This window comes from Gilliamella sp. LMG 34359, from assembly GCF_984569085.1.
Genome location: NZ_OZ474906.1, coordinates 1,555,767 through 1,575,100, shown reverse-complemented (window position 1 = coordinate 1,575,100; position 19,334 = coordinate 1,555,767). Strand labels below are relative to the sequence as shown.

Genomic DNA, 19,334 nt, shown 5'->3' with positions numbered 1-19,334 from the left:
TTTAAGTTAAGGAACCAATATGTCAAAAAAATTAGTAAACCGAGTTCTATTAGTCAATGATGATGGCATTGATGCCACCGGGATCCGAATTTTGAAGAGTATCGCGGAAAATATCGCTAACGAAGTGTGGGTGGTTGCGCCGGTGGTCGATCAGAGCGGTGTTTCTTGTTCGGTGAGTCTAAAATCGCCATTTCGGGTACAAAAGCGTAGCCAAACGGAATATGCGGTCTATGGCACACCTGCCGACTGTTCGCTATTTGCTATAAAATCTGTCATGGCCAACCAATTACCTGATTTGGTGCTATCAGGAATTAATAATGGTTCCAATTTAGGATTTGAAACAGTATTATCGGGTACGGTAGGGGCAGCAATGATGGCGATGACGCTAGGCGTACCGGCAATGGCTTTAAGTCAAGTTAGTAGTGAAGATAACATACCAACCGATTGGCACTGTTCAACTCATCTTGCTGAATCCATAATTAGACAACTTTATGCGCTATCGACCCCAGATAATATCTGTTTTAATATCAACTTCCCTAATTGCCAAGCTGAGCAAATAAAAGGCGTTAAAATCACCAAACAAGGCAGTCCGGATGTTAGCCAATTTGTAATTGCTGAAACTCAAGATCCGGAAGGTCATGACTATTTTTGGTTTAGAGCCAAACGCAACCAAGGTGTGATTGATGTCGAAAAAGAACTCGATGCTGCCAATGATGGATATATTGCTATCACCCCGTTAAATTATGAACGTACCGATTATGCGTTTTATCAACAGATAAAAGCCACATTTAACGTTTAAATTTTTGTTTGATGGCAACCGTCTTCCTACTTGTTAAATCAAATAAGGAAGACGTTAATTTGCATAAGATAAAATGAGATGAATTGACAACTATTTTTTTACTAATGCACAAAATAGTAAAGAAATCGTCACCATTACTAAGCCAATCCAATAAACCACTTCATGACCGTAAGCTTGAGAGGCAAAACCTTGAATAATACCAGCCAAAATCACGCTACAAATAATGCCGTTATTAAATAAAGTTGAGGCAATACCCATGCGGGTTGGTAATAAGTCTTGGAAATAGATAATACCAATATTGGCAACAATCCCAATAAACAATCCATTAAAGATTTGTAATATATACAACATGGTTGCATCTTTAAATAAAATCATCCCGACATAAAACAAAATTCCGCAAATGATAGCAATAAAAAATAGATTGCGTTTGCCTAATACTGGTACCAAATAACCAGCAATAATCATAATAGGAATTTCAATTCCTGCCGCTAATCCCATCAAACTACCCGGTAATGAATTAGACAGGTGTAATACCGCTTCCACATAAATCGGCATATCGATGATATACATCATATTTGCAGTCCACATAAAAATAGTGGAGATTAACAAACACATCACATTGCGATTGGTGAAAATCGATTGGTTCGCCGTAGCTAATTCAGTTGCCGTAAACGAACTGATTGCTCTTTTTTCAACTGGCGGCAAGAAGATAGTGACGACAATCATCGAGATAATAAACATCGACATGGCACACAAATACATCGCAGTAAAACCGTAATTGATTGCCAACGCAAAAGATAATGGTGGACCTATCACCCATGCTAATGATAATTGCGCACGAATCAGGGAATTAAAGGCAACTGCATTACGACCGCTCTTTTCGGCATACTCACGCGCCATCGCAAATACCTGCGGCATTGCCGCAGACGCTAATGCGGCAAAAAATACACCTAAGGTAATTAACACATAATAGTTACGTGAATAAGCAAAAATCAGACTATTTGCCAGCCCCATCAAACAACAAAAAATTACAATTTTACGGCGGTCACCCCTGTTATCCGAATACTTGGCTAACAAATAACTACCAATAATACTGGCTAGCGCATTAACCGAATAAAACGCGCCGACTAAACGAGGATCAGCCCCAACTTCAAACGATAAGAAGCGACTTAAGGTAGGCGATTGTAAGGCACCCGCTACTCCAATAATAAACGTTGTCACTAAAAAAGCACCAAAAACAACGCCAGATTTTCGAATGAATGAAGAAGTCATAAACGCAGATTAACCATTAAATTAAGTGTCGTAATTATACCCTTAAAATTAATGGGAATATAGGCGTTCGTCAGCTAATTGGGCGACTTTTCAACTTATCGACAATATAGATGATCGATATATAATGTACCATTGAGTAATGTTTATTACCTAGGCTTTAAACACTTTAAAGGCTTTATAAAATTAGCGAAATAATCACCTAATATGCCTTTAAATTTGATTAATCTGAAAACTACATTATTATATTTTTAACATTATGTTATTTAATTGATGATATTGTTTCAAAAAATAGTTAACTTGCATAAACAAAGGATTAGATAGTTGCATAGCTAATAAAAAGGCTAATTGTCAGAACTTTCAATAAATCAGACAAAAATAAAAGATCCTTTATGGTATTTTTAAGGTAATAAAATAATGAAAAAAATATTAATTTTTGCAGTAACTTGTTTAGCTTTATTTTCGTGTAATATTCAAAAAAGCGAAGGACAAGAAAAAAAGTTAATAGTACTTTCGAACAACTATAACTTAATATGGAGGTCAGAGTATGCCCCTAACAGTATCGCAATTAAGAAACAAAAAATAATCCGTAATAATGAAGGAAGTAATAACGAATCAACTTTAACCATCGAAGCTAATCCAGATGGATTTATTACATCAGTATATGGTGACGAATATAAACTCTTAGAAGTTGATTATATCAATGCTATTTTCAAATCTTACGATGATGAAGATCAGGCTCAAATTTATCAATTAAAATTAGATCAAAATAACAATATTATTGAGACGTTTAATGATCGAAATGAACAAGCGAGTTACGCAAAATTCGATGACAGAGGCAGAGTGACAAATATATTTGACGTTGAAGATGATGATGGTGATGATGAATTAAACTTGCCCCATACTAAAGAGTTAAGCTATTTTGATAATAATAAACTAGCATTTTTTTCAAACAAATTTATCTACATTTCTGAGGAACATTCCCAAGAAGATTTATTCAAAAGCTATTTTTTTTATAACGACCAAAATCAGTTAATCAAATCTATAACTAAATACTCTCTGCGGTATAGTAATGAAAAAACCGATGATAACAGCCCACTTGAAAGACTTAAAGAAGCTTGTTTTTATTCAAATCATAACCAACATGGCGATTGGACTCAATCTTACTGTGTAAATGAGGACAATAAAAGAATATCGAGTTCTAGTCGAAGTTTAGAATATTAATCTATTACCTAATAGATTATAGAGATAACTGTTTTAAACAGCCTAAAATATCCTCTTTTTATCAACTTTGATAATTTGGAATATCTATACTAATCATACGACAAAATTAACGATTACTGTTTATTTAATGTCATCGCCATTAAATAAGCTAATAATTAAAAAGATAAAAAGTTATATGGACAACCATTTTCATTAACAAGGTTCATCTGTTCATTAACAGGTCTCATATTAGTAGTATTCGGAACTTTATCAAATTTTTCCTTTAAATAACGATATAATACCCCGATTTTATTTCTCTCTAAGATTGGCCATCATTCCCTGCCAATTAATAACCTCATTATGATATCCCATATTAAATTCTTCTGGCGAAAAATATTCAACTTCACCTTTAAAAAAGGCACTAATTTCATTGTTCTTCAATGCACGTTCAAATTTACCCATTATTTTAGCTTTATCTAGTTTCCAAATTGTTTTAACAATATTGGTTAATTACTGTTTTCATGGCACTCAATAACGCTATCTATTCGCCTAGAGATATATCATTTTTTAAAAAAATCTGAAATAGCATTAAAATCATCATCTATTTTTTGCTTTAATTGATCAAGTGCTTCGTTGAGGGGTTTTCTCTCTTCAAAGTTCTCCCGCCAAATATGAAACTCGGCAAAGCCATAATATCTCCTTTGGATTGAGTAATAATTATCTCTTGCAGATTCAATAAAATAATCAGCTGAACTTGTATCTTCAATTGCTGATGATATATCTGCAATTGTACGATTAATTGCAGATAACCAAGTGTTATCCTGTTCAGCAATTAAAATATTTCGAAGTTTAATAAAATCATCTAATAATGTATTTAATAATTGAGATAATATTCTAGTGTCCTTAAGGTATTGGTATTCGAAACAATCTTGAGCGTTAAATGGACGCGTTAAATCTAATGCCATCACAGAATCTATATATTCTTGTGGTGGTTTATAATAATGGTCCCTTATATAATGGAGGATAAGATCTGGTGACGCATAATATTGATTACTCACTTGTGATGGAATTAATAATTCGCAATATCCTAAAGGTATTCTCGCAGGCAAATTTCTCTTCTTATTGATATAAGGTTGTAAAATAGATTCTTTACATAAATTACAAGGAGTATTACATCTTATCCTATTAAATGTATAATCATAAATATCATCGTTGCTTATAATTTCTGTGAGTTTTTCAATGAATTCTGGTTCGGTATCGCCCATTTCATAAGAATGTTCAGAAGAAAGCCAACCAATATTGACAATCATTTTTAACGGTTTGTTCCAATTGTAACTATAGTGTGTATGATCTTTAAAATACATATTTTTCACCTTAAATATTTCCATGATGTTTCTACCGTTTTTATAATCTAACTTCTAGGTATATTAATAACAACTATTAATGATAGGTTTTAAATCCACCAATAGATCTTGAGCTCTAAACCGCCCAATAAATGGGGGGGAATAACGATCTAGATTGTAGTTTAGACCAGTCTCTTCGTGGTAGTATTGTCCCTAAAAATGCAGTGGCTCATCAGGGATAGCATGATTACCAACTTCATGGTAGGTTTCGTCAATAATTTATCCATAGGTATTATACTGGTATTCATATAATGTTTAACCAAATCCATCCGTTAACCCTATTGCGTGCTGAGTTGGTCGTTTGGCTATCAGTAAAATTGGGGGAGTACCTTGCTGGGCATTGTTAGTTTCGGTAATCAGTTTATGACCTTGCCAGATAAATTCCGTGGTTTTGCCATTAACCGTTTTACTGGTACGGCGGTTAAGCAACCTATTTACTCACATCAACATGACCTATAAAACAGCCCTTTAACGATTAGCTAGCTTTTATTAGTCAAAATGGGGCTCGCATGTAAAGATAGTTCAGGAATATCTTAAGTTTTTATATTTACATTCGAATATTTTCGGCTGTTAATAACTTATGCTCCAAGGAATATCATTAAGCAAATATAAGAATTTATATTATTAACTTTCTAACGCTTTAGTATCGTCAAGAATGCGTTGCGTTATTTTTTCTTTTAATAAATATGGAGGAAGCTCACCATTATATTTATAACTATCATCAACTGTAAACAAAGAAGTATCTATTCTTACTAATACCTCTTTGCAGTATTTTTTTATTGATTCATCTGTTATTCCTTTATCTTTTATGAAATTAATTATTATCTCTATCATCACTAATTTAGAAAAATCATCCAATTCTTTTTGTTTATAAAAAAAATCGAATGCAAATTTTATGTCATTCATTGAAAAATATTGGATATTACATCTAATTAATTCTAAATATTTAAAAAAATTGTTAGTTATTTCCTTGTTATTTGATGGTGCTAATAATTCTTCTTTATTTCTTAATAATAACTCTTTATACCACAGTGATAATAAATTATTAGGGATATTATATTTTTGGAATGTTTTATATAAATTATCACGCTCCATATGGAAAACATTTCCTTGATATTTTATAAATAATTCTTTAGCTTGATCATAAGTATTATCTTCCATAAAATTAATTTCCCATGTTTTTAATTGCTCGCCAATATGCCCTTCTTTTACAACATCATGATTAAACTTTAATAAATATTTTACTTCTTCTAAGTAATAACCTTCGGCCATATAAAGATTATGAGACAATAATATAGTTTTATCTAACGCTATTTGTAGTTTTAGAAAAACTTCGTTTATTTTCCATATATTACTGAGTCATAAAAATGACAATTAAGGATTGCCCATCCAGCGTCATTCCACGTAGCTGACCGTTACGGTGATGGTATTCCAACCACTGCCTATCGGGGAGTTTGATAGTTTTATACTGGTTTGCGGGAATAAAACATAGGCGTTACCGTTTGAATTTATTAGTAGAATCAGAATGTTATATCAAAACCAGTAACGCTCTATTTTTTTAAACTATACTCCGATTAAATCGGAATTTGTATACCAAATAATTAACAAGAAAATAGATCATATGGACAACCTTTTTCAAGAGTAAATTGAAATTGTTTATCTATAGGGTACATTTGTGCTGCACCCGGAACTTTATCAAAATTATTTCTTAAATAACGATATAGTACCCCAATTTTCTTTTTCTCTTCCGTAGATAATTGATCGATTAAGTATTCATTTTGAGTCAAAAAAAAGGGATTATTACTTCGAAGAATATAAAAACAAGCAATATTTCTAAATAAACTCCATGCATCTAAAGCTTCTTCCTTAAGTGAACTTAAGTAAAATTTAAAATATTTGACCAACTCTTGATAGGGATGTTCTTTATTTTTAAGATAGGACATCATTCCTGTGAAATTCATAATAAAACTATGGTACCCCATATTAAATTCCTCTGGTGTAAAATAGTCACCTTCACCTTTCAAATAGGCAATAATTTCATTATTATTTACTGCTTGTTCAAAATCACCTTTCATGGGAACTCCTCCTTGGTTTTATACTCCTACTCATAGAGGTAACTTTGCCAGTGCTTGTCGGTTTCGGCAATCAAATTATTGCCTTGCCACGCATTTTTCGGGAAAAAATTTGAACAACGCTTTAGCGTTCGCTCCGAAGGAGCGAGTCTCATGGATGAGACGAGCATTTGAATTCGGTTATTTTGCCATTAACGATTGATTGTTTCTGACTTTAATTAGTCAACATAAGTATTATTAACATCACCTAAAAATGATATTTAAAGAACATGAAGCTGATCAGTTTTTGTAAAGATGGTTCAGGAAATCTCGCTACTTCAATATAAAAACCTAAAATTACAGTTATACTAAGATGTAATAAACTTAAAATATATATGTTTTATTATAATAAACAATCCATGGCTTTATAAAAATTTAACATAAAATCATAAAGATATTGTTATACAACAAAGTTAATATTCTTCTGTAACTAAGGCTAATCCATGAGATACTATTTCTTGCGTTAATTCTTTTTCCGTAAAATTTGGAATATCTCGTATAAAGTCTAAAATCCAAGTGATTTTTTGCTCCTCAAAATATTTTAAAAATGAATACTTATATACATCTTGTAAAGAAAGAGTACACGCGTTACCTGCTTTTCCTTTTCCTTCTATGTAAATAATGAAGTGACCCCATAAAGTTGGACACTTTTATTAAGCGGCTTGTAAGGCCTGATTTCGATATTCAACCGGAGTCAGGCCTTTTAATTTGGCCTTAATCCGTTTGGTGTTGTAGTATTCTATATATTCTTCTATTTTTTCAATCAATTCATCTGCATCTTTAAAGCATTGTCCATGATACATTTCTGATTTTAATAGACCAAAAAAGTTTTCAGCTACCGCATTATCTAAACAATTTCCTTTTCTGGACATACTTTGTTTGATGCCATTATTAGCTAGTAGCTTCTGATAATGGCAATTTCTATATTGCCAGCCTTGGTCACTATGTAGTAACGGTTTTTCACACTGTTTTAATCGTGATATCCCTTTTTTAAGCATATCTGTCACCAAGGTCAAACGTGCATTTTTAGCCACTTTATAAGCGATTACTTCTTGATTATATAAATCGATAATGGGCGATAGGTAAATTTTCTGTTCATTTACCTTAAATTCTGTGACATCCGTTACCCATTTTTCATTTGGTCTCGATGATTCAAAATCTCTTTTAAGATAATTAGCTACTGTTTTACCTGTCTCTCCACGATAAGAACGATATTTTTTAGGTCTTACTGTCGATTTGAGATTAAGCTGACCCATTAAGCGTTGTACCGTTTTATGATTGAGCTTAATGCCTTCATTTATCAACGTTAAATGAATTCGCCGATAACCATAACGCCCTTTATGTTCATGGTAAATCGATTCTATACGTTTTAACTCATTTTCATAAGCAGACGGCATTTTCAACCTATTAACATGATAATAAAAAACACTTTTTGCCAGTTTTGTTGCTGATAGCAAATGTTTTAAAGAATACTGATATTTAAGAGCTAAAACAACTAACGTTTTTTCTTTGTTTGTTGACGTTTTGCTTGCTTCAGCTCTTCTAACTTTTTTAGAACAGCATTTTCTGCTCGTAAATAAGCAATTTCCTCTTTTAATTCTTCAATTGTTTTTTCATCATCACTGTGAGTGGGTTCAATACGGGTTCGCTTCATACATGGTCTTCCTCTGGAACGATATTCAAGCCCTCGGAAACCTTTTTTATGATATCTATCAAGCCAAACAAATAGAAGACCGGGGGAACTTAAATTAAGCATAGCACTAGTGTGCCCGAGAGACCAATTATTTGTCCACATTAATTTTAGTGCTTGTAATCTTGCTTCGGCATGACGTAAATGAGGTGTTGGTTGAAAGGCGTTATCACCATGAATCGCAACCACTTGGGACCAATATCGAATCTGACTAGAAGATATCGCATATTTTTTTGAAAGAATTTTCGATGATTCTCCTGATAAGAATTCATTAGCTATGATAATTTTTAATTCTCGACTATATTTTGACATAAAAAGACCCTCAGTAATTGGTTGTCCAACTATTGGGGGTCACTTCATAATTGGTGCGTTTTTATTACAATTGTCTGCGGTAATACCTATTTTTAACACTCCATCTAGAGCATTAGCTAAATATGGATGTAGATCAATATCAACTAAAATATAATATAACGCTCTCATTCTAATATCCTTGATGCAAAACTCACTCTGTAATGTAAGTATAGTGATTTTTTTTTGATTTAATCAACATATAATTTGCATGTAGTTGCTGCGCTTCCTCCTAAACCATATTCAGGATAAGCCATAGCAAAAGGTTCAAGTTTACCCTTCATAGTATCACCAGCCCAGTTTGGAATTCTTGCTTTAACGATACCATTTTCAAAAAGTTGTAATGTATCAAATTCGCCTAAGAGCCTCGCGTCAGACCATAACCTACTAATTTGATAAGCTTCTCTTGCAGCTGAGCCAGTATTAAATTTTACAATACCAAAATAATTTACTTTATTTGTCATCTCATCTAAAGTCACTGATACCGCATGACTTACAGTACCATCATCATTCAAATATCGCATATAACGATACCCAGTAGCTGGTAGAGTCGCACTTGATCCATTTGGACCGACATAAAAATCAATTGCAAACTCAGTTCCAGATATCACTACTGAAGACAACCCAAGCGGATCAATCCAGTTAACTGGATTTGGGCTGTATTGATAAAAATTGAGACCACCAATCAGCTTTATCGAGTCTTGAGTTATATACCGCCCGACAAAGGGGTCTAAAAATCTAACATAAAATCATAAAGATATTGTTATACAATAAAGTTAATATTCTTGTGTAACTAAGGCTAATCCATGAGATACTATTTCTTGCGTTAATTCTTTTTCCGTAAAATTTGGAGTATCTCGTATAAAGTCTAAAATCCAAGTGATTTTTTGCTCCTCAAAATATTTTAAAAATGAATACTTATATACATTTTCTAAAGAAAGAGTACACGTGTTATCTGCTTTTCCTTTTCCTTCAATGTAAATAATTGGCGCGTTTTTTCTACAATTGTCTGCGGTAATAGCTATTTTTAACACTCCATCTGGAGCATTAGCTAAATATGGATGTAGATCAATATCAACTAAAATATAATATAACGCTCTCATTCTAATATCCTTGATGCAAAACTCACTCTGTAATGTAAGTATAGTGATTTTTTTTTGATTTAATCAACATATAATTTGCATGTAGTTGCTGCGCTTCCCCCTAAACCATATTCAGGATAAGCCATAGCAAAAGGTTCAAGTTTACCCTTCATAGTATCACCAGCCCAGTTTGGAATTCTTGCTTTAACGATACCATTTTCAAAAAGTTGTAATGTATCAAATTCGCCTAAGAGCCTCGCTTCAGACCATAACCTACTAATTTGATAAGCTTCTCTTGCAGCTGAGCCATTACTAAATTTTCTAAAACCAAAGTAACTTACTTTATTTGTCATCGTATCTAAAGTCAGTGATGCTAAATTATTTACAGTACTATCATCATTCAAATATCGCATATAACGATACCCAATAGTTGGTAGAGTCGCACTTTGTCCATTTGGAACGACATAAAAATCAATTGCAAACTCAGTTCCAGATGTCACTACTGAAGACAACCCAAGCGGTTCAATCCAGTTAACTGGATTTGGGCTGTATTGGTAAAGATTGAGACCATCAATCAGCTTTATCGGGTCTTGGGTTATATACCGCCCGACAAAGGGGTCTAAAAATTTAACATAAAATCACAAAGATATTGTTATACAATAAAGTTAATATTCTTGTGTAACTAAGGCTAATCCATGAGATACTATTTCTTGCGTTAATTCTTTTTCCGTAAAATTTGGAATATCACGTATAAAGTCTAAAATCCAAGTGATGTTTTGCTCCTCAAAATATTTTAAAAATGAATACTTATATACATCTTCTAAAGAAAGAGAACACGCGTTATCTGCTTTTCCTTTTCCTTCAATGTAAATAATTGGTGCGTTTTTTCTACAATTGTCTGCGGTAATAGCTATTTTTAACACTCCATCTGGAGCATTAGCTAAATATGGATGTAGATCAATATCAACTAAAATATAATATAACGCTCTCATTCTAATATCCTTGATGCAAAACTCACTCTGTAAGTATAGTGATTTTTTTTTGATTTAATCAACATATAATTTGCATGTAGTTGCTGCGCTTCCCCCTAAACCATATTCAGGATAAGCCATAGCAAAAGGTTCAAGTTTACCCTTCATAGTATCACCAGCCCAGTTTGGAATTCTTGCTTTAACGATACCATTTTCAAAAAGTTGTAATGTATCAAATTCGCCTAAGAGCCTCGCGTCAGACCATGACCTACTAATTTGATAAGCATCTATTGCAGCTGAGTCATTACTAAATCTTCTAAAATCAAAGTAACTTACTTTATTTGTCATCGTATTTAAAGTCTTTGATACCAAATGATTTACAGTACCATCATCATTCAAATATCGCATATAACGATACCCAATAGTTGGTAGAGTCGCACTTGGTCCATTTGGAACGACATAAAAATCAATTGCAAACTCAGTTCCAGATGTCACTACTGAAGACAACCCAAGCGGTTCAATCCAGTTAACTGGATTTGGGCTGTATTGGTAAAGATTGAGACCACAAATCAGCTTTATCGGGTCTTGAGTTATATACCGCCCGACAAAGGGGTCGTAGTAACGATTTAGGTTGTAGTGTAGACCTGTCTCTTCATCGTAGCATTGTCCCTGAAAGCGCAGCGGGTTATCAGAGATAGCACGATTGCTAACTTCATGGTAGGTTTCATCAATAATTTGCCCATAGCCATTATACTGGCATTCATATAATGTTTCACCAAATCCATCGGTTAACCCTATCGGCGTGCCGAGTTGGTCGTTTTGGTACCAGTAGAGTTGGGGGTTGCCTTGTTGGGCATTGCCCTGTACTAACGCCAGTGGCCGGAAGGAGTCCTGCTCATAGAGGTAACTTTGCCAGTGCTTGTCATTGTCGGTTTCGGCAATCAGTTTATGACCTTGTCACACATTTTTCGGGAAAAATTTGAACAACGCTTTAACGTTGGCTCGACAGAAGCGAGTCTCATGGATGAGACGAGTATTTGAATTCGGTTATTTTGCCATTAACCGTCTTACGGCTACGGCGGTTAAGCAATCTATTTGCTCACACTTATGGCCTAATGAGTTATAAAACAGCCCCAATAACGATTAGCTATTTTTGACTATTGTTAGTCAGATTGCTAGTGCATGTAAAGATGTTTCAGGAAACAAACATGTTTAAGTATAAGTTTTCAAATCTAGCGTTCTAATAGATAACCAGATTACATATACAATATTTTATCTTTCAAGGAGCTTACTATGTTTTATATTATAATAAATATAATTGGTTTTTTATTTATTTGATTTATTTAACCATTTAATTTAATTTAATTAAAATATCCTGCTAGCATACATTCAACTTCTTCTTTTGATTTTACTTCCATCATATCAAATAGTTTTTTATCGCTCTCCGTGGCTGTTCTAATTCGAGTGTCATTTAACCATAATTCATTATCAACTATTCTACGAGCTAAATTTTTGTAACTTTTGTCTATTTCACTAAAATAGATAATTGACCAACCACCACTTTTTATATGCTGAGCATTTGAATAAATTAAATGAGAGAATCGATTTGGATATGTAGGAGGAGCACTTATCTCTTTAGTTTTTTTGACTTTATCACCATAAATACCAAGAAGAATAGTCTCATCTAAATAAGACACATACAATACTTGAGCGGAAATGAAATAACACTCATTGAGAGGGATAGCAATTGCTGAGCCTAAAATATCTTGTTTAGTTAATTCATTGAGTGAAGCATCAATTTTTTTATCGAGACCAACAAACGTCACTTTACATTCGCCAGTATGGATATTGCCGTAAGTACGGATAATCTCAATACCCATTTTTGCTGGCTCACCAGGAAGATATAGAAAAAAGAATCGATCCCCATTATTATGATATTCAATACCCAGAGTCATTTTCTCATTAATTTCTGCGGGAATAATATATTCACTTAATGTTTCAACTGTTAATAATCTTGCTTTTTCTTGTAATTCATTTTCAATATATTTTTTTGTATCAATCATTCTCGTATCCTACTCGGTAACGGTTTCCTGTCTGGGGTTATCATATCACCTTTAGAATTAAAGAGTATTCTTGTGCCTTTTAGATCAAATATTTCACTTCTTGTATTTCTAAAAAATCTGATAATTAATCGATCTCCTTCCGATGACATCAATGTACCATCAGGATGTACATGGCTAGACCAACGCCAACCTTGTTCACCAAGCACTTTCGCTTTATTTATATCTATCGGAATACTGGTAGCATTTCCTCGAACAATTAATCTACGCCCACCAGTGGTAAACATTGCAAACTCTTCCCTGTTGCGGCACTAAGTGCGACTAAATCATTTTGTCCAAAAAGGCTTTTTTTAGCAATAGTGCTTGAACCATAGCTAGGGAGCTCAGCTAAAACTGTTGCTTGAGTAGGGCTTAAACTTTCCACTCCCATCGCAATTGCTCGATAGTTTTGATTTGGAGTAGATATGATAACACCATCAGATAAACCTTTAATTAATCCTAATGGGTCAGACCATTTTACAGGGTTACCACACACATACTGATAGAAGTTCCATCCCCCCGCCAACTTTATCGGGTCTTGGGTTATATACCGCCCGACAAAGGGGTCATAGTAACGATTTAGATTGTAGTGTAGACCTGTCTCTTCATCGTAATATTGTCCCTGAAAGCGCAGCGGGTTATCAGGGATAGCACGATTGCCAACTTCATGGTAGGTTTCATCAATAATTTGTCCATAGCCATTATACTGGCATTCATATAATGTTTCACCAAATCCATCGGTTAATCCTATCGGCGTGCCGAGTTGGTCGTTTTGGTACCAGTAGAGTTGGGTTTTGCCTTTTTTTAGAATAGCTTATACTTTAAGCTGTACGAATTAGCATAGCCTATCTAGCCTATTTAGCCTATTTAGCGAGTTTTTACCCCTCCATCACCTTGCAAGCTTTAGATATATGGTAAATATTTTTCAGTTTAATTTTATAAGTTTTGTTTCTCTAACAAATCAAAACAATCTTGAGCGTTAAATGGTTGCGTTAAATCTAATGCCATCACAGAATCTATATATTCTTGTGGTGGTTTATAATAATGATCCCTTATATAATGGAGGATAAGACCTGGTGACGCATAATATTGATTATTCACTTGTGATGGAATTAATAATTCACTATGTCCTAGAGGCATATCCATAAGTGCATTTCTCTTCTTATTTATATAAGGTATTTCAATACATTCTCTACATAAATTACAAGGAGCATTGCATCTTATCCTATTAAATTTATAATCATAAAAATCATCGTTAATTATAATTTCTGTGAGTTTTTCAATAAATTCTGGTTCTGTATCGCCCATTTCATAAAAATGTTCATAAGAAAGCCAACCAATATTGATAATCATTTCTAGCGGTTTGTTCACATAATAATTATAGTATGTATGATCTTTAAAATACATATCGTCAAAATTGTAACTATAATGTGTTTGATCTTTAAAATACATATTTTTCACCTCTTATACCTCGTGCATGCAGCCCATTGGACACACCCCATATTAGAGACGATGTCGGCAATCATACTCATAATGCGTCACCAGACTTTGGTTTTTACCGCGCTTTTCGGTAATTAAATTACCAAAACGGTCATACTCAAAATGTTTATCACTAAAAAACAGTAGCCGATTGCCACGGTTCACTTTCGCTTCAAGCTGCGCTAAAGACTGTTTCTCACTGATTTTATTGCCGGTGGTATCATAACTAAACAGCTCTACTTTTTCCGCATGATGCTCTTCGCGATTCGCTTGGGGATAGCTGACCGTTTGCAGTTGACCTAACTTATCGTAACGGTAATGGCGGGCTTGATTACCGTTGATTTGGGCAAGTTGACCATCAGGCTCATATTGGTACTGCTGTTGCCAGACCGGCAGCGGGGTATCATTGAGTTCAACATCAAAACCACGGTAGATTTGGTGTGACGCAAGCTGGCCGAGTTCATCATAGTGATAACGGTTAATTAAGCCATTACCCTGACGCCGCTCGCGCTCTCGTCCGGCTGAGTCATAAAACATGCCAATTAAGGATTGCCCCTCTAGCGTCATTCCTCGTAGCTGACCGTTACGGTGATGGTATTCCAACCACTGCCCATCGGGGAGTTTGGTAACTTATGTTGGCTTGCGGGTATAAAACATAAACATTACCGTTTGGAATCTGTTGATAGATTCCATACTTTATAGAAAACCGGTAGCCATCTGTTTTTTTTTAAATTATTCCGGTTAAATCGCAACTCACACTTTAATTATTAAAAAGAAAATAGATCATATCGGCAACCATTTTTACGAGTAAACTCAAATTGTTTATCTATAGGGTACATTTGTGCTGCACCCGGGACTTTATCAAAATTTTCTCTTAAATAACGACATAGTATCGCAATTTTCTTTTTCTCTTCCGCAGTTAATTCATCGATTAAATCTTCATTTTGCGTTAAAAAATAGCGATTATTTTTTTGGAAAAAATAAAAACAATTAATATTTCTAAATAAACTCCAAGCATCTAGAGCATCTTCCTTAAGTGAACTTAAGTATAATCTAAAATATTTGACCATCAATTGATAAGGATGTTCTTTATTTTTAAGATAGGATATCATCCCTGTGAAATTCATGATATAACTATGATATCCCATACACCCTTCCTCTGGTGAAAAATAGTCACCTTCACCGTTAAAATAGGCAGTAATTTCATTATTATTTACTGCTTCTTCAAAATCGCCTTTCATGAGAACTCATCCTTGGTTTTAGACCATTGGCAAAGATATTTCAGGAAACACACATTTAGATATAAATTTAATATTAGCTTAGCGGGGGAATTTAATCATCACTAATAATTAAAAATTGGCAAGTTTTTTGAGTAATAAAAAGTATCTGGTGATACCCCCATCACCTTGCAAACTTTAGATATATAGTGAATATTTCTCAGTTTAATTTTATAAGTTTTGTTTCTTTAACAAATCAAAACAATCTTGAGCGTTAAATGGTTGCGTTAAATCTAATGCCATCACAGAATCTATATATTCTTGTGGTGGTTTATAATAATGATCCCTTATATAATGGAGGATAAGACCTGGTGACGCATAATATTGATTATTCACTTGTGATGGAATTAATAATTCACTATGTCCTAGAGGCATATCCATAAGTACATTTCTCCTCTTATTTATATAAGGTAGTTCAATACATTCTCTACATAAATTACAAGGAGCATTGCATCTAATCTTGTTAAATTTATAATTATAAATATCATTACTGATTATAATTTCTGTGAGTTTTTCAATAAATTTTGGTTCTGTATCGCCCATTTCATAAAAATGTTCAGAAGAAAGCCAACCAATATTGATAATCATTTCTAGCGGTTTGTTCACATAATAATTATAGTATGTATGATCTTTAAAATACATATCGTCAAAATTGTAACTATAATGTGTTTGATCTTTAAAATACATATTTTTCACCTCTTATACCTCGTGCATGCAGCCCATTGGACACACCCCATATTAGAGACGATGTCGGCAATCATACTCATAATGCGTCACCAGACTTTGGTTTTTACCGCGCTTTTCGGTAATTAAATTACCAAAACGGTCATACTCAAAATGTTTATTATTAAAAAAGAGAATCAGATTTGGTGTGAGGCTAACACTTGTGTTTCATACTACAACAGTTTACATTCAACTCAATATTTAATATAAACACTACCATTTTACTTCATAAAAATCGCTAATTTCACCAGTTATTGGATCTATACTAAATCGATAATCACATAATGAATTATTAAATAAAAAATAAACCAAATCATTTTCATTATATACAAAAAAAATTTTGTTAGTTTTAACATGTTTTTGTTTATATAATAATTCTCCAATGTTCCACAATAAAGCTCCTTTTCCATTAACGATATAGGCTTTATTTGTAGTAAATGACTTCATCCCTTCAATTATTGCTAACTCGTTGCGTTTTTCTAGTATAACCCCTATCACGCCATCTTCATTCACTATTGAATACTGTGAGCCATTAAATTTCCATTTTATACCAATAGGTAGTAATTCAGACTGATTTAACATATCTGGATTATTGATAGTATCATATCCCTGATGTTTATTAATAAACTGAAAATCATATATTTTATCCATATTTCTCTCATTATTTTATTGGTCTTGGTTTACCTATTTGTATAATTTTATTTTTATCTATAATATTTAATATCTGTATTTGAGGCGCCCCTCCTGGGTATATAATACCATTAAAAATTTGTGGTCCAGTTATGCCTGTTTGGATTCGAACCCCTTCGGGAATGAATATTTTTTGAACATAAGCGATCTCTTCTTTAAATGCAGGCGTTACAGCTAGCTTATTTCTTACAAAACTGACACTGGTTATTGACTCTGTTGTTGCCCATGAACCCAAAAATACGTTATTACCCATTACTTGTCCAGGAGCTAATGCCATCTCCGCATACATACCTCCTTCAGGAACAATGATAGACTCTATTTCAGTTCCTACCATCCACGGGTTTTCCATCGTTTTTTCTAAAAGTAATGGAAGTGTTTCTCCTTGCCCTAGCATACCCTTAAACCCAAGTGGATCTATCCAATTGACCGGATTCTGGCAGTATTGATAAAAATTGAGACCACCAATCAGCTTTATCGGGTCTTGGGTTATATACCGCCCGACAAAGGGGTCGTAGTAACGATTTAGGTTGTAGTGTAGACCTGTCTCTTCATCGTAGTATTGTCCCTGAAAGCGCAGCGGGTTATCAGGGATAGCTCGATTGCCAACTTCATGGTAGGTTTCATCAATAATTTGCCCATAGCCATTATACTGGCATTCATATAATGTTTCACCAAATCCATCCGTTAACCCTATCGGCGTGCCGAGTTGGTCGTTTTGGTACCAGTAGAGTTGGGTTTTGCCTTGTTGGGCATTGCCCTGTACTAACGCCAGTGGCCGGAAGGAGTCCTGCTCATAGAGGTAACTTTGCCAGTGTTTGTCATTATAGGTTTCGGCAATCAGTTTATGACCTTGCCAGATAAATTCCGTGGTTTTGCCATTAACCGTTTTACTGGTTCGGCGGTTAAACGGGTCATAGCTGTAGGTAATGGTCTGACCACTGGGTTTAATCACCTTGATTAGACGATGTCGGCAATCATACTCATAATGCGTCACCAGACTTTGGTTTTTACCGCGCTTTTCGGTAATTAAATTACCAAAACGGTCATACTCAAAATGTTTATCACTAAAAAACAGTAGCCGATTGCCGCGGTTCACTTTCGCTTCAAGCTGCGCTAAAGATTGTTTCTCACTGATTTTATTGCCGGTGGTATCATAACTAAACAGCTCTACTTTTTCCGCATGATGCTGTTCGCGATTCGCTTGCGGATAGCTGACCGTTTGCAGTTGACCTAACTTATCATAACGGTAATGGCGGGCTTGATTACCGTTGATTTGGGCAAGCTGACCATCGGGCTCATATTGGTACTGCTGTTGCCAGACCGGCAGCGGGGTATCATTGAGTTCAACATCAAAACCACGGTAGATTTGGTGTGACGCAAGCTGGCCGAGTTCATCATAGTGATAACGGTTAATTAAGCCATTACCCTGACGCCGCTCGCGCTCTCGTCCAGCTGAGTCATAAAACATGCCAATTAAGGATTGCCCATCCAGCGTCATTCCTCGTAGCTGACCGTTACGGTGATGGTATTCCAACCACTGCCCATCGGGCAGTTTGGTAACTTATGTTGGCTTGCGGGTATAAAACATAAACATTACCGTTTGGAATCTGTTGATAGATTCCATACTTTATAGAAAACCGGTAGCCATCTGTTTTTTTTTAAAATTATTCCGGTTAAATCGCAACCCACACCTTAATAATTAAAAAGAAAATAGATCATATGGACAACCTTTTTTAAGAGTAAATTCAAATTGTTTATCTATAGGATACATTTGTGCTGCACCCGGGACTTTATCAAAATTCTCTCTTAAATAACGATATAATACCCCAATTTTCTTTTTCTCTTCCGCTGTTAATTGATCGATTAAGTAATCATTTTGAGTCAAAAAAAAGGGATTATATCTTCGAAGAGTATAAAAACAACTAATATTGTTAAATAAACTCCATGCATCTAAAGCATCTTCTTTTAGCGAACTTAAGTAGAATTTAAAATATTTGACCAACTCTTGATAAGGATGTTCTTTATTTTTAAGATAGGACATCATTCCTGTGAAATTCATAATAAAACTATGATACCCCATATTAAATTCCTCTGGCGTAAAATAGTCACCTTCACCTTTCAAATAGGCAATAATTTCATTATTATTTACTGCTTGTTCAAAATCACCTTTCATGGGAACTCCTCCTTGGT

At 34.1% G+C, this 19,334-nt stretch carries 26 protein-coding genes and 3 pseudogenes; 3 read left to right on the top strand and 26 right to left on the bottom strand.

Annotated features, from left to right (window positions below):
* Positions 1–19 precede the first annotated feature (19 nt).
* On the top strand, positions 20–799 hold the full coding sequence (gene surE, locus AC5LXV_RS07325; protein WP_493446234.1) for a 5'/3'-nucleotidase SurE: 780 nt from the start codon (positions 20–22) through the stop codon (positions 797–799).
* A gap of 90 nt (positions 800–889) precedes the next feature.
* On the opposite strand, the gene AC5LXV_RS07320 is transcribed toward surE, so the two are convergent.
* Positions 890–2,071 (bottom strand): MFS transporter, encoded by a 1,182-nt coding sequence (locus tag AC5LXV_RS07320; protein ID WP_110434070.1) that lies wholly within the window; start codon positions 2,069–2,071, stop codon positions 890–892.
* Between the two features lie 414 nt (positions 2,072–2,485).
* Between AC5LXV_RS07320 and AC5LXV_RS07315 the strand changes: the two genes are divergently transcribed.
* Positions 2,486–3,292 carry a hypothetical protein gene (locus AC5LXV_RS07315; RefSeq protein ID WP_493467831.1) on the top strand — a complete coding sequence of 269 codons (807 nt, stop codon included), beginning with the start codon at positions 2,486–2,488 and terminating at the stop codon, positions 3,290–3,292.
* A 288-nt stretch (positions 3,293–3,580) separates the two neighbouring features.
* Here the strand turns inward: AC5LXV_RS07315 and AC5LXV_RS07310 are convergent, their stop codons facing one another.
* From AC5LXV_RS07310 to AC5LXV_RS07240, 15 genes and pseudogenes are all read right to left on the bottom strand, one after another.
* Positions 3,581–3,733 carry a hypothetical protein gene (locus tag AC5LXV_RS07310; protein WP_493467830.1) on the bottom strand — a complete coding sequence of 51 codons (153 nt, stop codon included), beginning with the start codon at positions 3,731–3,733 and terminating at the stop codon, positions 3,581–3,583.
* A 98-nt stretch (positions 3,734–3,831) separates the two neighbouring features.
* Positions 3,832–4,635 carry a DUF7919 family protein gene (locus AC5LXV_RS07305; RefSeq protein ID WP_493467829.1) on the bottom strand — a complete coding sequence of 268 codons (804 nt, stop codon included), beginning with the start codon at positions 4,633–4,635 and terminating at the stop codon, positions 3,832–3,834.
* Positions 4,636–4,929: 294 nt separating this feature from the next.
* The gene (locus AC5LXV_RS07300) at positions 4,930–5,103 is read right to left on the bottom strand and encodes a hypothetical protein (RefSeq protein ID WP_493467828.1); all 174 of its coding nucleotides are present in this window, start codon (positions 5,101–5,103) and stop codon (positions 4,930–4,932) included.
* A 195-nt stretch (positions 5,104–5,298) separates the two neighbouring features.
* On the bottom strand, positions 5,299–5,946 hold the full coding sequence (locus AC5LXV_RS07295; RefSeq protein WP_493467827.1) for a hypothetical protein: 648 nt from the start codon (positions 5,944–5,946) through the stop codon (positions 5,299–5,301).
* A gap of 329 nt (positions 5,947–6,275) precedes the next feature.
* The gene (locus AC5LXV_RS07290; RefSeq protein WP_493467826.1) at positions 6,276–6,749 is read right to left on the bottom strand and encodes a hypothetical protein; all 474 of its coding nucleotides are present in this window, start codon (positions 6,747–6,749) and stop codon (positions 6,276–6,278) included.
* 689 nt (positions 6,750–7,438) lie between these two features.
* Entirely contained in the window at positions 7,439–8,383 is a 945-nt protein-coding gene (locus tag AC5LXV_RS07285) for an IS3 family transposase (protein WP_493467973.1), read from the bottom strand.
* Entirely contained in the window at positions 8,281–8,787 is a 507-nt protein-coding gene (locus AC5LXV_RS07280) for a helix-turn-helix domain-containing protein (protein ID WP_493467825.1), read from the bottom strand. Before AC5LXV_RS07280 ends, AC5LXV_RS07285 begins: the two co-directional genes overlap by 103 nt.
* Positions 8,788–8,826: 39 nt before the next feature.
* On the bottom strand, positions 8,827–8,955 hold the full coding sequence (locus AC5LXV_RS07275; protein WP_493467824.1) for a hypothetical protein: 129 nt from the start codon (positions 8,953–8,955) through the stop codon (positions 8,827–8,829).
* A 59-nt stretch (positions 8,956–9,014) separates the two neighbouring features.
* Positions 9,015–9,446, bottom strand: a complete 432-nt coding sequence (locus AC5LXV_RS07270) for a hypothetical protein (protein WP_493467823.1) — start codon at positions 9,444–9,446, stop codon at positions 9,015–9,017.
* 9 nt (positions 9,447–9,455) lie between these two features.
* A pseudogene (locus AC5LXV_RS07265) lies at positions 9,456–9,554 on the bottom strand (RHS repeat-associated core domain-containing protein); the annotation flags it as partial.
* Positions 9,555–9,599: 45 nt separating this feature from the next.
* Positions 9,600–9,926: a hypothetical protein gene (locus AC5LXV_RS07260; protein ID WP_493467822.1), complete on the bottom strand. Its 327-nt coding sequence runs from the start codon at positions 9,924–9,926 to the stop codon at positions 9,600–9,602.
* Positions 9,927–9,985: 59 nt separating this feature from the next.
* The gene (locus AC5LXV_RS07255) at positions 9,986–10,417 is read right to left on the bottom strand and encodes a hypothetical protein (RefSeq protein WP_493467821.1); all 432 of its coding nucleotides are present in this window, start codon (positions 10,415–10,417) and stop codon (positions 9,986–9,988) included.
* Positions 10,418–10,570: 153 nt separating this feature from the next.
* The gene (locus tag AC5LXV_RS07250; RefSeq protein WP_493460488.1) at positions 10,571–10,897 is read right to left on the bottom strand and encodes a hypothetical protein; all 327 of its coding nucleotides are present in this window, start codon (positions 10,895–10,897) and stop codon (positions 10,571–10,573) included.
* A gap of 54 nt (positions 10,898–10,951) precedes the next feature.
* A complete protein-coding gene (locus tag AC5LXV_RS07245; RefSeq protein WP_493467820.1) occupies positions 10,952–11,383 on the bottom strand; it encodes a hypothetical protein in 432 nt (143 codons plus the stop codon).
* A 57-nt stretch (positions 11,384–11,440) separates the two neighbouring features.
* Positions 11,441–11,674: pseudogene (locus AC5LXV_RS07240) on the bottom strand (RHS repeat-associated core domain-containing protein); the annotation flags it as partial.
* Here AC5LXV_RS07240 and AC5LXV_RS07235 point away from each other — a divergent pair.
* Positions 11,644–11,859: a hypothetical protein gene (locus tag AC5LXV_RS07235; protein ID WP_493467819.1), complete on the top strand. Its 216-nt coding sequence runs from the start codon at positions 11,644–11,646 to the stop codon at positions 11,857–11,859. The pseudogene AC5LXV_RS07240 and the gene AC5LXV_RS07235 sit on opposite strands and share 31 nt — an antisense overlap.
* 378 nt (positions 11,860–12,237) lie before the next feature.
* Here AC5LXV_RS07235 and AC5LXV_RS07230 read toward each other — a convergent pair whose 3' ends face one another.
* From AC5LXV_RS07230 to AC5LXV_RS07185, 10 genes and pseudogenes are all read right to left on the bottom strand, one after another.
* Positions 12,238–12,939: a hypothetical protein gene (locus tag AC5LXV_RS07230; RefSeq protein WP_493467818.1), complete on the bottom strand. Its 702-nt coding sequence runs from the start codon at positions 12,937–12,939 to the stop codon at positions 12,238–12,240.
* Positions 12,936–13,223: a hypothetical protein gene (locus AC5LXV_RS07225; protein WP_493467817.1), complete on the bottom strand. Its 288-nt coding sequence runs from the start codon at positions 13,221–13,223 to the stop codon at positions 12,936–12,938. Before AC5LXV_RS07225 ends, AC5LXV_RS07230 begins: the two co-directional genes overlap by 4 nt.
* A 206-nt stretch (positions 13,224–13,429) precedes the next feature.
* Positions 13,430–13,759: pseudogene (locus tag AC5LXV_RS07220) on the bottom strand (RHS repeat-associated core domain-containing protein); the annotation flags it as partial.
* A gap of 152 nt (positions 13,760–13,911) precedes the next feature.
* Entirely contained in the window at positions 13,912–14,427 is a 516-nt protein-coding gene (locus tag AC5LXV_RS07215; RefSeq protein WP_493467816.1) for a DUF7919 family protein, read from the bottom strand.
* A gap of 51 nt (positions 14,428–14,478) precedes the next feature.
* Positions 14,479–15,057: an RHS repeat domain-containing protein gene (locus AC5LXV_RS07210; protein WP_493467815.1), complete on the bottom strand. Its 579-nt coding sequence runs from the start codon at positions 15,055–15,057 to the stop codon at positions 14,479–14,481.
* A 164-nt stretch (positions 15,058–15,221) separates the two neighbouring features.
* Complete coding sequence (locus tag AC5LXV_RS07205; protein ID WP_493467814.1) at positions 15,222–15,695, bottom strand: hypothetical protein; 474 nt, start codon at positions 15,693–15,695, stop codon at positions 15,222–15,224.
* A gap of 207 nt (positions 15,696–15,902) precedes the next feature.
* Positions 15,903–16,418 (bottom strand): DUF7919 family protein, encoded by a 516-nt coding sequence (locus AC5LXV_RS07200; RefSeq protein WP_493467813.1) that lies wholly within the window; start codon positions 16,416–16,418, stop codon positions 15,903–15,905.
* Positions 16,419–16,667: 249 nt separating this feature from the next.
* Complete coding sequence (locus AC5LXV_RS07195; RefSeq protein ID WP_493467812.1) at positions 16,668–17,105, bottom strand: hypothetical protein; 438 nt, start codon at positions 17,103–17,105, stop codon at positions 16,668–16,670.
* Positions 17,106–17,115: 10 nt separating this feature from the next.
* Positions 17,116–18,678, bottom strand: coding sequence for an RHS repeat domain-containing protein (locus AC5LXV_RS07190; protein WP_493467811.1), 1,563 nt, complete (start codon positions 18,676–18,678; stop codon positions 17,116–17,118).
* A gap of 165 nt (positions 18,679–18,843) precedes the next feature.
* Complete coding sequence (locus AC5LXV_RS07185; protein WP_493467810.1) at positions 18,844–19,317, bottom strand: hypothetical protein; 474 nt, start codon at positions 19,315–19,317, stop codon at positions 18,844–18,846.
* Positions 19,318–19,334: the final 17 nt, after the last annotated feature.

Coding starts and splice junctions, on each gene's coding strand:
- surE (WP_493446234.1), top strand. CDS start 20: ATGTCAAAAAAATTAGTAAACCGAGTTCTATTAGTCAATGATGATGGC.
- AC5LXV_RS07320 (WP_110434070.1), bottom strand. CDS start 2,071: ATGACTTCTTCATTCATTCGAAAATCTGGCGTTGTTTTTGGTGCTTTT.
- AC5LXV_RS07315 (WP_493467831.1), top strand. CDS start 2,486: ATGAAAAAAATATTAATTTTTGCAGTAACTTGTTTAGCTTTATTTTCG.
- AC5LXV_RS07310 (WP_493467830.1), bottom strand. CDS start 3,733: ATGGGTAAATTTGAACGTGCATTGAAGAACAATGAAATTAGTGCCTTT.
- AC5LXV_RS07305 (WP_493467829.1), bottom strand. CDS start 4,635: ATGTATTTTAAAGATCATACACACTATAGTTACAATTGGAACAAACCG.
- AC5LXV_RS07295 (WP_493467827.1), bottom strand. CDS start 5,946: ATGGCCGAAGGTTATTACTTAGAAGAAGTAAAATATTTATTAAAGTTT.
- AC5LXV_RS07290 (WP_493467826.1), bottom strand. CDS start 6,749: ATGAAAGGTGATTTTGAACAAGCAGTAAATAATAATGAAATTATTGCC.
- AC5LXV_RS07280 (WP_493467825.1), bottom strand. CDS start 8,787: ATGTCAAAATATAGTCGAGAATTAAAAATTATCATAGCTAATGAATTC.
- AC5LXV_RS07275 (WP_493467824.1), bottom strand. CDS start 8,955: ATGAGAGCGTTATATTATATTTTAGTTGATATTGATCTACATCCATAT.
- AC5LXV_RS07260 (WP_493467822.1), bottom strand. CDS start 9,926: ATGAGAGCGTTATATTATATTTTAGTTGATATTGATCTACATCCATAT.
- AC5LXV_RS07250 (WP_493460488.1), bottom strand. CDS start 10,897: ATGAGAGCGTTATATTATATTTTAGTTGATATTGATCTACATCCATAT.
- AC5LXV_RS07235 (WP_493467819.1), top strand. CDS start 11,644: ATGTTTCACCAAATCCATCGGTTAACCCTATCGGCGTGCCGAGTTGGT.
- AC5LXV_RS07230 (WP_493467818.1), bottom strand. CDS start 12,939: ATGATTGATACAAAAAAATATATTGAAAATGAATTACAAGAAAAAGCA.
- AC5LXV_RS07225 (WP_493467817.1), bottom strand. CDS start 13,223: ATGTTTACCACTGGTGGGCGTAGATTAATTGTTCGAGGAAATGCTACC.
- AC5LXV_RS07215 (WP_493467816.1), bottom strand. CDS start 14,427: ATGTATTTTAAAGATCAAACACATTATAGTTACAATTTTGACGATATG.
- AC5LXV_RS07205 (WP_493467814.1), bottom strand. CDS start 15,695: ATGAAAGGCGATTTTGAAGAAGCAGTAAATAATAATGAAATTACTGCC.
- AC5LXV_RS07200 (WP_493467813.1), bottom strand. CDS start 16,418: ATGTATTTTAAAGATCAAACACATTATAGTTACAATTTTGACGATATG.
- AC5LXV_RS07195 (WP_493467812.1), bottom strand. CDS start 17,105: ATGGATAAAATATATGATTTTCAGTTTATTAATAAACATCAGGGATAT.
- AC5LXV_RS07185 (WP_493467810.1), bottom strand. CDS start 19,317: ATGAAAGGTGATTTTGAACAAGCAGTAAATAATAATGAAATTATTGCC.